Here is a 14793-nt window from a genome sequence, read left to right as displayed (position 1 = left end):
AAGGCGGCGTTCGGCCATCCGAATTCCAAGAAATTGAGAGGCTCCCGTGGCCCGCACCACTCCCATCGAGCGTTACCGCAATTTCGGCATCATGGCCCACATCGATGCCGGCAAGACCACCACGTCCGAGCGCATCCTGTTCTACACCGGCAAGAGCCACAAGATCGGTGAAGTGCATGACGGCGCTGCCACCATGGACTGGATGGAGCAGGAGCAGGAGCGTGGCATCACGATCCAGTCCGCTGCCACCACCGCGTTCTGGAAGGGCATGGACAAGTCCCTGCCGGAGCACCGCTTCAACATCATCGACACCCCCGGACACGTCGACTTCACCATCGAAGTGGAGCGCTCGCTGCGCGTGCTCGACGGTGCGGTCTTCGTGCTGTGCGCCGTCGGTGGCGTGCAGCCGCAGTCGGAAACCGTGTGGCGCCAGGCCAACCGGTACAAGGTGCCGCGCATCGCGTTCGTCAACAAGATGGACCGTACCGGCGCGAACTTCACCAAGGTCGTTGGCCAGCTGAAGGCCAAGCTGGGTGCCGTTGCCGTCCCGATGCAGCTGCCGATCGGCGCCGAAGACAACTTCAAGGGCGTGGTCGACCTCATCAAGATGAAGGCCATCCATTGGGATGAAGCCTCGCAGGGCATGAAGTTCGAGTACCTGGAGATCCCGGCGGACATGCAGGCGGAGGCCGAAGAGGCCCGCACCTACATGATCGAAGCTGCGGCTGAAGCCAGCGAAGAGCTGATGGAAAAGTACCTGGGCGGCGAAGAGCTGACCGAGGCCGAGATCGTCGAAGCCCTGCGCGTGCGCACCCTGGCCACCGACATCGTGCCGATGTACTGCGGCTCGGCGTTCAAGAACAAGGGCGTGCAGGCCATGCTGGACGGCGTGGTGCAGCTGCTGCCGTCGCCGATCGACGTGCCGGACGTGACCGGTACCGATGTGGACGACGAAAGCATCGCCCTGAGCCGCAAGTCGGATGACAAGGCGCCGTTCTCGGCGCTGGCCTTCAAGATCATCACCGATCCGTTCGTTGGCGCGCTGACCTTCTTCCGTGTCTATTCGGGCACCCTGAATGCCGGCGACCAGCTGCTGAACTCGGTCAAGGGCAAGAAGGAGCGCATCGGCCGCATCCTGCAGATGCATTCCAACGATCGCGAAGAGATCAAGGAAGTGCTGGCCGGTGACATCGCCGCGGCCGTGGGTCTGAAGGACACCACCACCGGCGACACCCTGTGCTCGCAGGACCATCCGATCATCCTGGAGCGCATGGTGTTCCCGGAGCCGGTCATCTCGATGGCCGTCGAACCGAAGACCAAGTCCGACCAGGAAAAGATGGGTCTGGCCCTTGGCCGTCTGGCCCAGGAAGATCCGTCGTTCCGCGTCAAGACCGACGAAGAATCCGGCCAGACCATCATCTCGGGCATGGGCGAGCTGCACCTGGACATCATCGTGGATCGCATGAAGCGCGAGTTCAACGTTGAAGCCAACGTCGGCAAGCCGCAGGTTGCGTACCGCGAAACCATCCAGATGGCGGACGTGAAGTCGGACTACAAGCACGCCAAGCAGTCCGGTGGTAAGGGTCAGTACGGTCACGTCGTGATCGAGCTGTCGCCGATCACTGCTGAAGATCGTGCCGACCCGAAGATCGGGCCGCTGATCAAGGACGACTTCCTGTTCATCAACGACATCACCGGTGGCGTGATTCCGAAGGAATTCATTCCGTCGATCGAAAAGGGTCTGCGCGAAACCATCACCAGCGGTCCGCTGGCGGGCTTCCCGGTCGTGGACGTCAAGGTCAAGCTGGTCTTCGGCTCGTACCATGACGTCGACTCCTCGGAAATGGCGTTCAAGCTGGCCTCCTCGATGGCCTTCAAGCAGGGCTTCTCCAAGGCCAAGCCGGTCCTGCTGGAGCCGATCATGAAGGTCGAGATCGTGACCCCGAGCGACTATCAGGGTGACGTGATGGGCGACGTCAGCCGTCGTCGTGGCATGCTGCAGGGTTCGAGCGTGACCGGTGACGGTTCGGCCGAAATCATCAATGCGATGATTCCGCTGGGCGAAATGTTCGGCTACGCCACCTCGCTGCGTTCGCAGACCCAGGGTCGCGCAACCTTCACGATGGAATTCGACCATTACGAGCCGGCTCCGTCGAACATCGCTGAAACCGTGATCAAGAAGTCCTGAGCGTAAGCTCAGGCCTTCACCTCCTTATTTCTGACATCCAAGGTATACAACAATGGCAAAGGGTAAGTTCGAGCGCACCAAGCCGCACGTCAACGTCGGCACCATCGGTCACGTCGATCACGGCAAGACCACGCTGACCGCTGCACTGACCAAGATCGGTGCCGAGCGCTTCGGTGGCGAGTTCAAGGATTACTCCTCGATCGACGCCGCGCCGGAAGAAAAGGCACGTGGCATCACGATCTCGACCGCACACGTCGAATACGAATCCACCGAACGTCATTACGCCCACGTCGATTGCCCGGGCCATGCTGACTACGTCAAGAACATGATCACCGGTGCTGCCCAGATGGACGGCGCGATCCTGGTCTGTTCGGCTGCTGACGGCCCGATGCCGCAGACCCGTGAGCACATCCTGCTCTCGCGTCAGGTCGGCGTGCCGTACATCGTCGTCTTCCTGAACAAGGCAGACATGGTCGATGACGCCGAGCTGCTGGAACTGGTCGAGATGGAAGTCCGCGAGCTGCTGAGCAAGTACGACTTCCCGGGCGACGACACCCCGATCATCGCGGGTTCGGCCCGTCTGGCGCTGGAAGGCGACCAGAGCGAGATCGGCGTGCCGGCCGTGATCAAGCTGGTCGAAGCTCTCGACAGCTGGATCCCGACCCCGGAACGTGACATCGACAAGCCCTTCCTGATGCCGGTCGAAGACGTGTTCTCGATCTCGGGTCGCGGCACCGTCGTCACCGGTCGTATCGAGCGCGGCGTGATCAAGGTCGGCGAAGAAATCGAAATCGTCGGTATCCGTCCGGTCCAGAAGACCACCGTCACCGGCGTGGAAATGTTCCGCAAGCTGCTCGACCAGGGTCAGGCAGGCGACAACGCCGGTCTGCTGCTGCGCGGCACCAAGCGTGACGACGTCGAGCGTGGCCAGGTTCTGGCCAAGCCGGGTTCGATCAAGCCGCACACCACCTTCGACGCCGAAGTGTACGTGCTGTCCAAGGATGAAGGCGGCCGTCACACCCCGTTCTTCAAGGGCTACCGTCCGCAGTTCTACTTCCGTACCACCGACATCACCGGCGCTTGCGAACTGCCGGAAGGTGTGGAAATGGTGATGCCGGGCGACAACGTGAAGATGGTTGTCACCCTGATCAACCCGGTCGCCATGGATGAAGGCCTGCGCTTCGCGATCCGCGAAGGCGGCCGTACCGTCGGCGCCGGCGTGGTCTCCAAGATCATCGCGTAATCTGCTAGAATCTGCGCCCCGATGTTGCCTGGGTAGGGCATCGGGGCGTAACCAAACGGGAAAAGAGGCGCAGGATGCTCCTCGTGTTCCCCAGACCAGGAAGGGTCGCGCCATTCAGGCTTTGTCAATAGGTTTCCTGTTGACTGCCAACTTGCATGCGCGCTATACTTTTTGTCTGGGCAGATCGGGAGACCGGTCTGCCTCGATTTTTGAGGTCTATGGAAAGATCTTGTCGCCGCGCAGGAATGTGCGGCGTCTGCATTCAGGATATTCATGGGACAAGGCAACCCAGAGGCCTTGTCCGTCGCTCTTTTAACGAAGGAACCCACCGTCATGGCGGACCAAAAGATCCGGATTCGGCTGAAGGCGTTCGATCATCGTTTGATCGACCGTTCGGCCAGCGAGATCGTAGAAACGGCAAAGCGGACCGGCGCGCAAGTGCGTGGCCCGATCCCCCTGCCGACCAAGATCGAGCGTTACACCATTCTCGTCTCCCCGCACGTCGACAAAGACGCGCGTGACCAGTACGAGACCCGCACGCATAAGCGCGTGCTCGATATCGTTGACCCGAACGACAAGACCGTGGACGCGCTGATGAAGCTCGAACTGGCTGCCGGCGTCGACGTTCAGATCAAGCTGACCTGAGGACTACGACCATGACGAAGAAATATTCGTTGGGCTTCGTGGGCCGCAAGGCTGGCATGAGCCGCGTGTTCACCGAAGATGGCCAGGCCATCCCGGTAACCCTGATTGAAGCTACCCCGAACCGCATCGCGCAGATCAAGACCGTCGAAGCTGACGGCTACAGCGCCGTGCAGGTGACCGTCGGCGCGCGTCGCGCTGCCCTGGTCAACAAGCCGGAAGCCGGTCACTTCGCCAAGGCGAAGGTCGACGCGGGCCGTGGCCTGTGGGAATTCCGCGTTGAAGACGCGCAGCTCGGCGATTTCGCCGTTGGCGGCGAAGTCAAGGCGGACATCTTTGAAGTTGGCCAGAAGGTCGACGTCCAGGGTGTCACCAAGGGTAAGGGCTTCCAGGGCACCATCAAGCGCTACAACTTCCGTATGGGCGATGCAACCCACGGTAACTCGCTGTCGCATCGCGCGCCGGGTTCCTTGGGCCAGCGCCAGACCCCGGGTCGCGTTTTCCCGGGTAAGAAGATGTCCGGCCACATGGGTTCGGTGCAGCAGAGCACCCAGAACCTTGAAGTGGTGAAGGTCGATGTCGAGCGTGGTCTGATCGCGATCCGTGGTGCCGTTCCGGGCGCAGCGGGTGGTGACGTGATCGTTCGTCCGGCTAGCAAGGCATAAGGAGAGATGACGATGGAACTCGTTATCACGGGTAGCAACAACAAGGTCTCGGTCTCCGATGCCGTGTTCGGTCGCGATTTCAGCGAAGATCTGGTTCACCAGGTCGTCGTTGCTTACCGCAACGCCGGTCGCGCCGGCACCAAGGCACAGAAGACTCGCTCTGAAGTGGCTGGTACCACCAAGAAGTCGAAGAAGCAGAAGGGCGGCGGCGCGCGTCATGGCGCACTGACGGCTCCGATCTTCATCGGCGGCGGTGTCACCTTCGCGGCCAAGCCGCGCAGCTTCGAGCAGAAGGTCAATCGTAAGCAGTACCGTGCAGCCATGTGCGCGATCCTGTCCGAGCTGAACCGCCAGGGCCGTCTGACGATCGTGGAGTCCTTCGATGTCGAAGCGACCAACACCAAGTCGTTGATCGCCAAGCTGGCCGGCCTGGAAGTGGGCAAGCGTCCGCTGATCGTCACCGAAGATGCTTCCGAGCACCTGTACCTGTCGGCGCGCAACATTCCCTACGTGGAAGTGCGTGACGTGCAGGGCCTGGACCCGGTGTCGCTGGTCGGTGCCGACACGGTCGTCATCACCGCTGATGCGGTCAAGAAGGTCGAGGAGTGGCTGGCATGAGCAGCAACGAAAAAGTCTTCAGCGTGCTGCGCGCTCCGCGAGTCTCCGAAAAGACCGCGCGCCTGCAGGAACATTCCAACCAGTATGTCTTCGAAGTTTCGAACGAAGCCACCAAGGCCGATGTAAAGGCCGCGGTTGAGCAGCTGTTCGACGTCAAGGTCGAGTCGGTCAACGTGCTGAACGTGAAGGGCAAGAACAAGTCCTTCCGTAACCGCACCGGCCGCCGCGGCGATTGGCGCAAGGCGTACGTGCGTCTCGCCGATGGCCAGTCCATCGATGTAACGGCCAAGGCCTGAGGTCCATCCCATGCCATTGATGAAATTCAAACCCACTTCTCCCGGCCGCCGTTCGGCCGTGCGCGTGGTCACGCCCGATCTGCACAAAGGCGCGCCGCATGCTGCGCTGCTGGAGCCGCAGAGCAAGTCCGGTGGTCGTAACCACCACGGCCGCATCACCACCCGTCACGTGGGTGGTGGTCACAAGCAGCACTACCGTGTCATCGACTTCAAGCGCAACAAGGAAGGCATTCCGGCGCGCGTGGAACGCATCGAATACGATCCGAACCGCACCGCCCATATCGCCCTGCTGTGCTACGTCGACGGCGAACGCCGCTACATCATCGCACCGAAGGGCCTGAAGGCCGGTGACCAGGTGATCGCGGGTTCGGATGCGCCGATCAAGACCGGTAACACGCTGCCGCTGCGCAACATCCCGGTCGGTACCACTGTCCACGGCATCGAACTGAAGCCGGGCAAGGGTGCTCAGATCGCGCGTGCCGCCGGCGCTGCCGTGCAGCTCGTCGCTCGTGAAGGTATCTACGCCACCCTGCGCCTGCGCTCGGGTGAAATGCGTAAGGTGCCGGTCGAGTGCCGCGCCACCATCGGTGAAGTCGGTAACGACGAACACAACCTGGAAAAGCTGGGCAAGGCTGGCGCCAAGCGCTGGCGTGGTGTCCGCCCGACCGTTCGTGGTGCTGCCATGAACCCGGTTGACCATCCGCACGGCGGTGGTGAGGCGAAGGCCGGCCAGGGCAACCCGCATCCGGTCACCCCGTGGGGTGTCCCGACCAAGGGTTACAAGACGCGCAAGAACAAGCGCACCCAGCAATTCATCGTCCGCGATCGTAGGGGCTAATCGACCATGGCACGTTCACTCAAGAAGGGCCCGTTTGTCGATCACCACCTCATCAAGAAGGTGGAAGCCGCTGCGGGTAGCAAGAAGCCGATCAAAACCTGGTCGCGCCGTTCGATGATCCTGCCGGAAATGGTAGGCGTCACCATCGCCGTTCATAACGGTAAGAACCACGTTCCGGTGCTCGTCAACGAGAACATGGTCGGCCACAAGCTTGGCGAATTTGCCATCACCCGGACCTTCAAGGGTCACGGTGGTGACAAGAAGTCCGGCAAGTAAGGAGAGATGACAATGGAAGCGAAAGCAATCCTGCGCTCCGCGCGCATCTCTGCGCAGAAAGCCCGCCTGGTCGCTGACCAGGTGCGCGGCCTGCCGGCCGAGCGTGCGGTCAACCTGCTGAAGTTCTCGGACAAGAAGGCTGCCCACCTGATCAAGAAGGTGGTGGAGTCGGCTATTGCAAATGCCGAGAACAACCAGGGCGCCGACGTCGACGAGCTGAAGGTACAGACCATCATGGTAGATGAAGGTCCGACCCTGAAGCGTTTCATGGCGCGGGCGAAAGGCCGCGGCACCCGCATCCTCAAGCGCACCAGCCACATCACTGTGGTTGTGGGCGCCGGCAAGTAAGCGGAAAGGAAAACACCATGGGTCATAAAGTTCATCCGATTGGTATCCGCCTCGGCATTTCCAAGGACTGGAACTCCAAGTGGTACGCCAACAAGGCCGAGTTCGCTGGTTATCTGGCAGCCGACCTGAAGGTGCGGGAAATGCTGCGCAAGAAGCTTGCGCAGGCCGGCATCAGCAAGATCCTGATCGAGCGTCCGGCAAAGACCGCTCGCGTGACGATCCACACCGCCCGTCCGGGCGTGGTGATCGGCAAGCGCGGTGAGGACATCGAGAAGCTGCGCAAGGAAGTGAGCGAAATGATGGGCGTCCCGGCGCACATCAACGTCACCGAAGTGCGTAAACCCGAGCTGGACGCACAGCTGGTTGCCGAGTCGATCGCGCAGCAGCTTGAGCGTCGCATCATGTTCCGCCGCGCGATGAAGCGCTCGGTCGGCAACGCGATGCGCCTCGGTGCCCTGGGCATCAAGGTCAACGTCGGTGGCCGCTTGAACGGCGCAGAAATCGCCCGTTCGGAGTGGTACCGCGAAGGCCGCGTGCCGCTGCATACGCTGCGTGCCGACATCGACTATGGCTTCGCTGAAGCCAAGACGACCTACGGCATCATCGGCATCAAGGTCTGGATCTACAAGGGCGAAGTCTTCGATTTCTCCCAGGTTGGCCAGGAAAAGCAGGACGACTCCCCGCGCAACGATCGTAACGATCGCGGCGATCGCGGTGACCGTCCGTCGCGCCCGGCTCGTGAAGCGAGGTAACGACAATGTTGCAACCCAAGCGAACCAAATACCGCAAGGTACACAAGGGCCGTAACGATGGTCTGAGCTGGAGCGGCAACGCTGTCAGCTTCGGCGAATACGGCCTGAAGGCAACCGCTCATGGTCAGCTGACCGCGCGTCAGATCGAAGCGGCTCGCCGCTCGATCAGCCGCTACGTCAAGCGCGGCGGCAAGATGTGGATCCGAGTGTTCCCCGACAAGCCGATCACCAAGAAGCCCATCGAAGTCCGAATGGGTTCTGGTAAGGGCAACGTGGAGTACTGGGTAGCCCAGATCCAGCCCGGCCGCATGATCTATGAAATCGAAGGCGTCGCAGAAGACGTGGCACGTGAGGCGTTCCGCCTGGCTGCCGCCAAGCTCTCCGTGACCACCACTTTCGTGACCCGGACGGTGCTCTGATGGATATCAAACAACTTCGCGAAAAGTCGGCTGACGACCTGAAGAGCCACCTGATCGACCTGCGTAAGGAGCAGTTCTCGCTCCGTATGCAGCAGGTCACTGGCCAGCTGCCGAAGACCCACGAAACCCGCCGGGTTCGCCGCGAGATCGCTCGCGTCAAGACCCTGCTCGGCAGCACCAAGTAAGGATGGCCGCGATGAGCGATAACAACGACAGCAAGACGCTGCGCACGGTCGAAGGCCGTGTCGTCAGCAACAAGATGGACAAGACGGTCACCGTGTTGGTGGAACGCCTGGTCAAGCACGCCCTGTACGGCAAGTACATCAAGCGTTCGACCAAGCTGCACGCACACGACGCCGACAACACCTGCAACGAAGGTGATGTCGTTCGTGTGACCGAGATTGCTCCGATGTCCAAGACCAAGAACTGGCGCGTGGTGGAAGTCATCACGCGTGCGGTTCAATAAGGAGATCTGACTCATGATCCAGATGCAGAGCTACCTCGAAGTCGCGGACAATTCCGGTGCCAAGGAAGTGATGTGCATCAAGGTGCTCGGCGGCTCGAAGCGCCGCTACGCGCACATTGGCGACATCATCAAGGTCACCGTGAAGGATGCAATCCCGCGCGGCAAGGTCAAGAAGGGTGAAGTGTTCGACGCCGTCGTGGTGCGTACCCGCAAGGGTGTGCGTCGCGCCGATGGTTCGCTGATCCGTTTCGATGCCAACGCCGCGGTCCTGCTCAACAACAAGCAAGAGCCGATCGGTACCCGCATCTTCGGACCGGTGACGCGTGAACTTCGTTCCGAGAAGTTCATGAAGATCGTCTCGCTCGCTCCCGAAGTGCTGTGAGCGACAGGAGATAATCATGGCTAACCGTATCAAGAAGGGCGACCAGGTTGTCGTCAACACCGGCAAGGACAAGGGCAAGCAGGGCGAAGTCGTCCGCGTCGACGGCGATCGTGTGATCGTCGCCAACGTGAACATCGTCAAGCGCCACACCAAGCCGAACCCGCAGGCAGGCGTTGCCGGCGGCGTGGTCGAGCGTGAAGCGTCGATCCATATCTCCAACGTGAATGTGCTGAACCCGGCTTCGGGCAAGGGCGAGCGCGTTGGCTTCAAGGTGCTGGAGGATGGACGCAAACTGCGTGTGTTCCGCTCCAGCGGTGAGGCGCTCGACGCCTGAGGAATGAGCAGATGAATTCCCGTCTCGAAAAGTTTTACAAGGAAGAAGTGGTGCCGGCGCTGATGAAGCAGTTCGGCTACACCAATCCGATGCAGGTTCCGAAGCTGGTCAAGGTCACCCTGAACATGGGTGTCGGCGAAGCAGCCACGAACAAGAAGATCCTGGAAAATGCCGTCGCCGATATGGCCAAGGTCTCCGGTCAGAAGCCGATCGTGACCAAGTCCCGCGTCTCGGTGGCATCGTTCAAGATCCGCGATGGTTGGCCGATCGGCTGCAAGACCACGCTGCGTCGTGAAAAGATGTACGAGTTCATGGACCGTCTGATCAACATCTCGTTGCCGCGCGTGCGCGACTTCCGTGGTGTGTCGGGTCGTTCCTTCGACGGTCGTGGCAACTTCAACATGGGTGTGAAGGAACAGATCATCTTCCCGGAAATCGACTTCGACGCTGTCGACGCGATCCGCGGCATGGATATCGCCATCACCACCACCGCCAAGACCGATGCGGAAGCGAAGGCGCTGCTCGCAGCGTTCAAGTTCCCGTTCCGTAACTGATACGTCGAGGAATCCGAAATGGCAAAGACCTCCATGGTCAACCGCGACCTCAAGCGTGCGAAGCTGGCCGTCAAGTACGCCGGCAAGCGTGAAGAGCTGAAGAAGATCATCTCCAGCGCGACCGCGTCGTACGACGAAAAGGCCGAGGCCGTCATCAAGCTGCAGAAGCTGCCGCGCGACTCGTCGCCGAGCCGTCACCGCAACCGTTGCGAGCTCTCGGGCCGCCCGCGTGGCGTGTACAGCAAGTTCGGCCTGGGCCGTAACAAGCTGCGTGAAGCCACCATGCGTGGTGACGTGCCGGGCCTGCGCAAGGCCAGCTGGTAAGGGATTCGTCCCTTCAACTGTCCGGCGCCTTCACGGCGCAGGGCAGGGGGGAAGGGTCGGTTCTGCCGACCTTGAACCCGAATTGAAAGAGCCCGACGCAAGTCGGGCTCTTTTTGCCGTATACTCCCGCGTCTTGCTCGCCCGCAAGGCGTGAGCAGTGTGTGAAGACGGGCCCTGGCCCATTCCAGGTAGACACAAGATTTTCGCGAAAGCGGATATCGGTGCACTCAAAGGTATCGACTATGAGCATGACTGATCCCATCGCCGACCTGCTGGTACGCATCAAGAATGCGGCCGCGGTTGGCAAGCAGACGGTGAAAGCACCGTCGTCCAAGATCAAGGTGGCAATCGCAGAGGTGTTGAAGGCCGAAGGCTACATCACCGATCTGCGCGTGACCAAGATCGAGAACAACAAGGCCGAGCTTGAAATCGTCCTGAAGTATTTCGAGGGCAAGCCGGTCATCGAGACCCTGAAGCGCTTCTCGCGTTCGGGTCTGCGCCAGTACCGTGGCAAGTCCGAGCTGCCGAAGGTCCTCAACGGCCTGGGTATCTCCATCATCTCCACCTCCAAGGGCATCATGACTGATGCGCAGGCGCGCCAGTTGGGCGTCGGCGGCGAAGTCCTGTGCTTCGTGGCCTAAGGCGAGAAGGAACCAACTATGTCCCGCGTAGCCAAGAAGCCAGTCAACCTGCCCAAGGGCGTTGAACTGAACATCGAGCCGGAATCCGTCAGCGTGAAGGGCCCGAAGGGCACCCTGTCGCTTGCCAAGGTTGCTGGCGTTGAAATCACTGTCGACAACGGCGTTGCCACGCTGTCTGCCAACGATGCCTCGCTGGTCGCCCTCACCGGCACCGTGCGCGCCATCCTGGCCAACATGGTCAAGGGCGTCACCGAAGGCTTCGAGCGCAAGCTCGAGCTGGTCGGCGTCGGCTACCGTGCTGCCATGCAGGGCAAGGACCTGAACCTGTCGCTCGGGTTCTCGCATCCGGTCCTGTTCGTGGCGCCGGAAGGCATCACCATTTCGACCCCGACCCAGACCGAAGTGCTGGTGCAGGGCAACGACAAGCAGCGCGTTGGCGAAGTTGCCGCCAAGATCCGTGGCTTCCGTCCGCCGGAGCCCTACAAGGGCAAGGGTGTGAAGTACGCCGGCGAAGTCATCATTCGTAAGGAAGCCAAGAAGGCGTAACTCACGCCCTCAGCTTTCAAGGAAAAAGATCATGAACAAGAACATCGCTCGTCTGCGTCGTGCCAAGTCGACCCGCGCCCACATCCGTGTGCTCGGCGTGCCGCGTCTGTCGGTGCTTCGCACCGGTCAGCACCTGTACGCCCAGGTCTTCACCGCCGATGGCTCCAAGGTGCTGGCGTCGGCCAACACCACCCAGGCCGACGTCAAGGAAGGCCTGAAGAATGGCAAGAACAGCGACGCCGCCGTCAAGGTTGGCAAGCTGGTCGCCGAGCGCGCCAAGGCTGCGGGTATCGAGAAGGTCGCTTTCGACCGCTCGGGCTACCGCTACCACGGTCGCATCAAGGCACTGGCTGATGCAGCCCGCGAAGGCGGCCTGCAGTTCTAAGGGATAAGGAAGCGGGGCTGGTCCCCGCTTCCGCCTGCCTGCCGGCGCGGGTTGCGCCGGGCGACGTCCTTCTTCTGCAGGGGCTCTCGAATCACTGCTCCATCTCACAGCTATAAGCGGCCCTGAGCCGTACATACTCAATCAATCAAGGAATCAACATGGCAGAAGAACGTCAGCAGCGGGGTCGCGATCGCGATCGCCGCGAAGAGAAAGTCGACGACGGCATGATCGAGAAGCTGGTCGCGGTCAACCGCGTCAGCAAGACCGTCAAGGGCGGTCGCCAGTTCACCTTCACCGCACTGACCGTGGTCGGTGACGGCGCAGGCAAGGTCGGTTTCGGTTACGGCAAGGCGCGCGAAGTGCCGGTCGCCATCCAGAAGTCGATGGAGCAGGCTCGCAAGAACCTGGCCAACGTCGATCTGAACAACGGCACGTTGTGGCACCCGGTGAAGTCCGGCCACGGCGCAGCCCGCGTGTTCATGATGCCGGCCTCCGAAGGTACCGGTGTGATCGCCGGTGGTGCCATGCGCGCCGTCCTGGAAGCCGTTGGCGTCAAGAACGTGCTGGCCAAGGCCGTCGGCTCGCGCAACCCGATCAACCTGGTTCGCGCCACGCTGAAGGGTCTGAGCGAAATGCAGTCGCCGGCCCGCATCGCGGCCAAGCGCGGCAAGAAGGTGGAGGATCTCAACCATGGCTAATGACACCACCAAGACCATCAAGGTCCGTCTGGTTGGCGGCCTGCGCGGCGCCCAGGCACGTCACCGCCTGTCGGTGAAGGCGCTTGGCCTCGGCAAGCTCAATAGCGTACGTGAACTGAAGGACAGCCCGCAGGTTCGCGGTCTGATCAACAAGGTCCACTACCTCGTCAAGGTTGAGGAATAATCCAATGACCATGCATCTCAATGAACTGAGCCCGGCACCGGGCGCGCGCAAAGAGCGCACCCGCGTGGGCCGTGGTATCGGCTCCGGCCTGGGCAAGACCTGCGGCCGCGGCCACAAGGGTTCGTTCGCCCGTAAGGGTGGCGGCAAGATCAAGGCAGGCTTCGAAGGCGGCCAGACCCCCATGCAGCGTCGTCTGCCGAAGGTCGGTTTCCGTTCCAAGATCGCCAAGGACACGGCTGAAGTGCTGTCCTACCAGCTTGAGCGTCTGGAAGCTGGCGAGATCGACTTTGCCGCGCTGCGCGCTGCCAAGCTGGTCCCGAGCACCGCTAAGCGTGCCAAGATCGTCATGAAGGGTGACCTGACCAAGGCATTCACCCTGAAGGGCGTCGCAGCAACGGCCAGTGCCAAGGCCGCGATCGAAGCTGCCGGCGGCAGCGTACAGGAGTAAGACATGGCGCAAGCTGGCATTGGTAACCTCGGCGGCGGGCTCGGCAAGTTCACGGAACTCCGCCAGCGACTGCTGTTCGTCATCGGGGCATTGATCGTCTACCGCATCGGCTGTTATGTGCCGGTGCCTGGCGTCAATCCCGATGCCATGCTTGCGCTCATGCAGGCGCAGGGCGGCGGCATCGTGGACATGTTCAACATGTTCTCGGGCGGCGCCCTGCACCGTTTCAGCATTTTTGCGCTAAACGTGATGCCGTACATCTCGGCATCCATCGTGATGCAGCTGGCGGTCCACATCTTCCCCGCATTGAAGTCGATGCAGAAGGAAGGTGAATCGGGTCGTCGCAAGATCACCCAATATTCCCGCATCGGCGCCGTGTTGCTGGCGGTGGTGCAGGGCGGCAGCATTGCGCTGGCGCTGCAGAACCAGGTCTCCCCGGGCGGTGCCCCGGTCGTCTACGCACCGGGCATGGGCTTCGTGCTCACCGCCATCGTCGCGCTGACCGCCGGTACCATCTTCCTGATGTGGGTCGGTGAGCAGGTCACCGAGCGCGGCATCGGTAACGGTGTGTCGCTGATCATCTTCGCCGGTATCGTGGCCGGCCTGCCGGGCGCGGTCATCCACACCGTGGAAGCCTACCGCGACGGCAACATGAGCTTCATCGCCCTGCTGCTGATCGTGCTGGTGGTGCTGGCCTTCACCTACTTCGTGGTGTTCGTCGAGCGCGGCCAACGCCGCATCACGGTGAACTACGCACGTCGACAGGGTGGCCGCAACGCCTACATGAACCAGACCTCGTTCCTGCCGCTGAAGCTGAACATGGCGGGCGTGATCCCGGCCATTTTCGCCTCGAGCATCCTGGCATTCCCGACGACGCTGGCCATGTGGTCCGGCCAGGCCAGTTCGGCCACGTGGCTGCAGAAGGTCGCCAACGCCCTCGGGCCGGGCGAGCCGCTGCACATGATCGTGTTCGCTGCGCTGATCAGTGGTTTCGCGTTCTTCTACACCGCGCTGGTGTTCAACTCGCAGGAAACCGCCGACAACCTGAAGAAGTCGGGCGCGCTGATTCCGGGCATCCGTCCGGGCAAGGCCACCGCCGACTACGTGGATGCCGTGCTGACCCGTCTGACGGCGGCCGGTTCGCTGTACCTGGTGATCGTCTGTCTGCTGCCGGAAATCCTGCGCACCCAGCTCGGCGCCTCGTTCTACTTCGGCGGCACCTCGCTGCTGATCGTGGTGGTGGTGGTGATGGACTTCATTGCCCAGATCCAGGCGCACCTGATGTCGCACCAGTATGAGAGCCTGTTGAAGAAGGCCAACCTGAAGGGCGGCAACCGCGGCGGTTTTGCCCGCGGCTGATTGACCTGTTACACTAGTCTTCTTGTTGCGAAGGCCCTCCGGTTCCCGGACTGGCCTTCCAAATCGAAGGGCGGCCCCTGCAGCGGTTTCGGGTGGGGGTGTGATGTGGTGGTCCTGCGCGGGAGTAGCGCGGGCGGCGGCGGGGGCAACCTCTGCAGTCAACGACATCCGGCGCCGGAGCATGGGC

General features: G+C 61.7%; 24 protein-coding genes. All 24 read left to right on the top strand.

The window, feature by feature from the left end:
* Positions 1–46 precede the first annotated feature (46 nt).
* The 24 genes from fusA to secY all read left to right on the top strand — a co-directional run bounded on the left by fusA (position 47) and on the right by secY (position 14606).
* On the top strand, positions 47–2188 hold the full coding sequence (gene fusA / locus K4043_RS13050) for an elongation factor G (RefSeq protein WP_123728449.1): 2142 nt from the start codon (positions 47–49) through the stop codon (positions 2186–2188).
* A 52-nt stretch (positions 2189–2240) separates the two neighbouring features.
* Positions 2241–3431 (top strand): elongation factor Tu, encoded by a 1191-nt coding sequence (tuf, locus tag K4043_RS13045; RefSeq protein WP_123728445.1) that lies wholly within the window; start codon positions 2241–2243, stop codon positions 3429–3431.
* A 333-nt stretch (positions 3432–3764) separates the two neighbouring features.
* A complete protein-coding gene (gene rpsJ, locus K4043_RS13040; RefSeq protein WP_010341589.1) occupies positions 3765–4076 on the top strand; it encodes a 30S ribosomal protein S10 in 312 nt (103 codons plus the stop codon).
* 11 nt (positions 4077–4087) lie between these two features.
* Positions 4088–4738 carry a 50S ribosomal protein L3 gene (gene rplC / locus K4043_RS13035; protein WP_019186145.1) on the top strand — a complete coding sequence of 217 codons (651 nt, stop codon included), beginning with the start codon at positions 4088–4090 and terminating at the stop codon, positions 4736–4738.
* Positions 4739–4750: 12 nt separating this feature from the next.
* Positions 4751–5356, top strand: coding sequence for a 50S ribosomal protein L4 (rplD, locus tag K4043_RS13030; RefSeq protein ID WP_019186146.1), 606 nt, complete (start codon positions 4751–4753; stop codon positions 5354–5356).
* A complete protein-coding gene (gene rplW / locus K4043_RS13025; protein WP_019186147.1) occupies positions 5353–5652 on the top strand; it encodes a 50S ribosomal protein L23 in 300 nt (99 codons plus the stop codon). The genes rplD and rplW overlap by 4 nt, the downstream gene beginning before the upstream one ends.
* Before the next feature lie 10 nt (positions 5653–5662).
* Entirely contained in the window at positions 5663–6490 is an 828-nt protein-coding gene (rplB, locus tag K4043_RS13020; protein WP_038690292.1) for a 50S ribosomal protein L2, read from the top strand.
* Between the two features lie 6 nt (positions 6491–6496).
* Positions 6497–6766, top strand: coding sequence for a 30S ribosomal protein S19 (rpsS, locus tag K4043_RS13015; protein ID WP_019186148.1), 270 nt, complete (start codon positions 6497–6499; stop codon positions 6764–6766).
* Between the two features lie 12 nt (positions 6767–6778).
* Positions 6779–7114 carry a 50S ribosomal protein L22 gene (rplV, locus tag K4043_RS13010; RefSeq protein ID WP_017355410.1) on the top strand — a complete coding sequence of 112 codons (336 nt, stop codon included), beginning with the start codon at positions 6779–6781 and terminating at the stop codon, positions 7112–7114.
* Between the two features lie 17 nt (positions 7115–7131).
* Entirely contained in the window at positions 7132–7866 is a 735-nt protein-coding gene (rpsC, locus tag K4043_RS13005) for a 30S ribosomal protein S3 (protein ID WP_121042874.1), read from the top strand.
* A gap of 5 nt (positions 7867–7871) precedes the next feature.
* Positions 7872–8285: a 50S ribosomal protein L16 gene (gene rplP, locus K4043_RS13000; protein WP_019186150.1), complete on the top strand. Its 414-nt coding sequence runs from the start codon at positions 7872–7874 to the stop codon at positions 8283–8285.
* On the top strand, positions 8285–8470 hold the full coding sequence (rpmC, locus tag K4043_RS12995) for a 50S ribosomal protein L29 (protein WP_019186151.1): 186 nt from the start codon (positions 8285–8287) through the stop codon (positions 8468–8470). Before rplP ends, rpmC begins: the two co-directional genes overlap by 1 nt.
* A gap of 11 nt (positions 8471–8481) precedes the next feature.
* Complete coding sequence (gene rpsQ, locus K4043_RS12990; RefSeq protein WP_121042876.1) at positions 8482–8751, top strand: 30S ribosomal protein S17; 270 nt, start codon at positions 8482–8484, stop codon at positions 8749–8751.
* Between the two features lie 13 nt (positions 8752–8764).
* Positions 8765–9133 carry a 50S ribosomal protein L14 gene (gene rplN, locus K4043_RS12985; RefSeq protein ID WP_017355415.1) on the top strand — a complete coding sequence of 123 codons (369 nt, stop codon included), beginning with the start codon at positions 8765–8767 and terminating at the stop codon, positions 9131–9133.
* A 16-nt stretch (positions 9134–9149) separates the two neighbouring features.
* Entirely contained in the window at positions 9150–9467 is a 318-nt protein-coding gene (gene rplX, locus K4043_RS12980) for a 50S ribosomal protein L24 (RefSeq protein ID WP_017355416.1), read from the top strand.
* An 11-nt stretch (positions 9468–9478) separates the two neighbouring features.
* Positions 9479–10021 (top strand): 50S ribosomal protein L5, encoded by a 543-nt coding sequence (rplE, locus tag K4043_RS12975; protein ID WP_019186154.1) that lies wholly within the window; start codon positions 9479–9481, stop codon positions 10019–10021.
* Positions 10022–10039: 18 nt separating this feature from the next.
* Positions 10040–10345, top strand: coding sequence for a 30S ribosomal protein S14 (rpsN, locus tag K4043_RS12970; protein WP_121042878.1), 306 nt, complete (start codon positions 10040–10042; stop codon positions 10343–10345).
* Between the two features lie 242 nt (positions 10346–10587).
* Complete coding sequence (gene rpsH, locus K4043_RS12965; RefSeq protein WP_019186156.1) at positions 10588–10986, top strand: 30S ribosomal protein S8; 399 nt, start codon at positions 10588–10590, stop codon at positions 10984–10986.
* An 18-nt stretch (positions 10987–11004) separates the two neighbouring features.
* Positions 11005–11532 carry a 50S ribosomal protein L6 gene (gene rplF, locus K4043_RS12960; RefSeq protein WP_123728450.1) on the top strand — a complete coding sequence of 176 codons (528 nt, stop codon included), beginning with the start codon at positions 11005–11007 and terminating at the stop codon, positions 11530–11532.
* A gap of 31 nt (positions 11533–11563) precedes the next feature.
* Positions 11564–11917, top strand: a complete 354-nt coding sequence (gene rplR, locus K4043_RS12955) for a 50S ribosomal protein L18 (RefSeq protein WP_123728451.1) — start codon at positions 11564–11566, stop codon at positions 11915–11917.
* Between the two features lie 158 nt (positions 11918–12075).
* A complete protein-coding gene (gene rpsE, locus K4043_RS12950) occupies positions 12076–12615 on the top strand; it encodes a 30S ribosomal protein S5 (protein ID WP_121042884.1) in 540 nt (179 codons plus the stop codon).
* Positions 12608–12799, top strand: a complete 192-nt coding sequence (gene rpmD / locus K4043_RS12945) for a 50S ribosomal protein L30 (protein ID WP_121042886.1) — start codon at positions 12608–12610, stop codon at positions 12797–12799. Before rpsE ends, rpmD begins: the two co-directional genes overlap by 8 nt.
* Positions 12800–12803: 4 nt before the next feature.
* The gene (rplO, locus tag K4043_RS12940; RefSeq protein ID WP_019186161.1) at positions 12804–13247 is read left to right on the top strand and encodes a 50S ribosomal protein L15; all 444 of its coding nucleotides are present in this window, start codon (positions 12804–12806) and stop codon (positions 13245–13247) included.
* Positions 13248–13250: 3 nt separating this feature from the next.
* Positions 13251–14606, top strand: coding sequence for a preprotein translocase subunit SecY (gene secY / locus K4043_RS12935; protein WP_019186162.1), 1356 nt, complete (start codon positions 13251–13253; stop codon positions 14604–14606).
* Positions 14607–14793: the final 187 nt, after the last annotated feature.

The sequence above is a fragment of the Stenotrophomonas sp. SRS1 genome (assembly GCF_026130205.1).
Lineage (GTDB): Bacteria > Pseudomonadota > Gammaproteobacteria > Xanthomonadales > Xanthomonadaceae > Stenotrophomonas > Stenotrophomonas rhizophila_B.
This window is presented reverse-complemented; position numbering and strand designations above follow the sequence as displayed.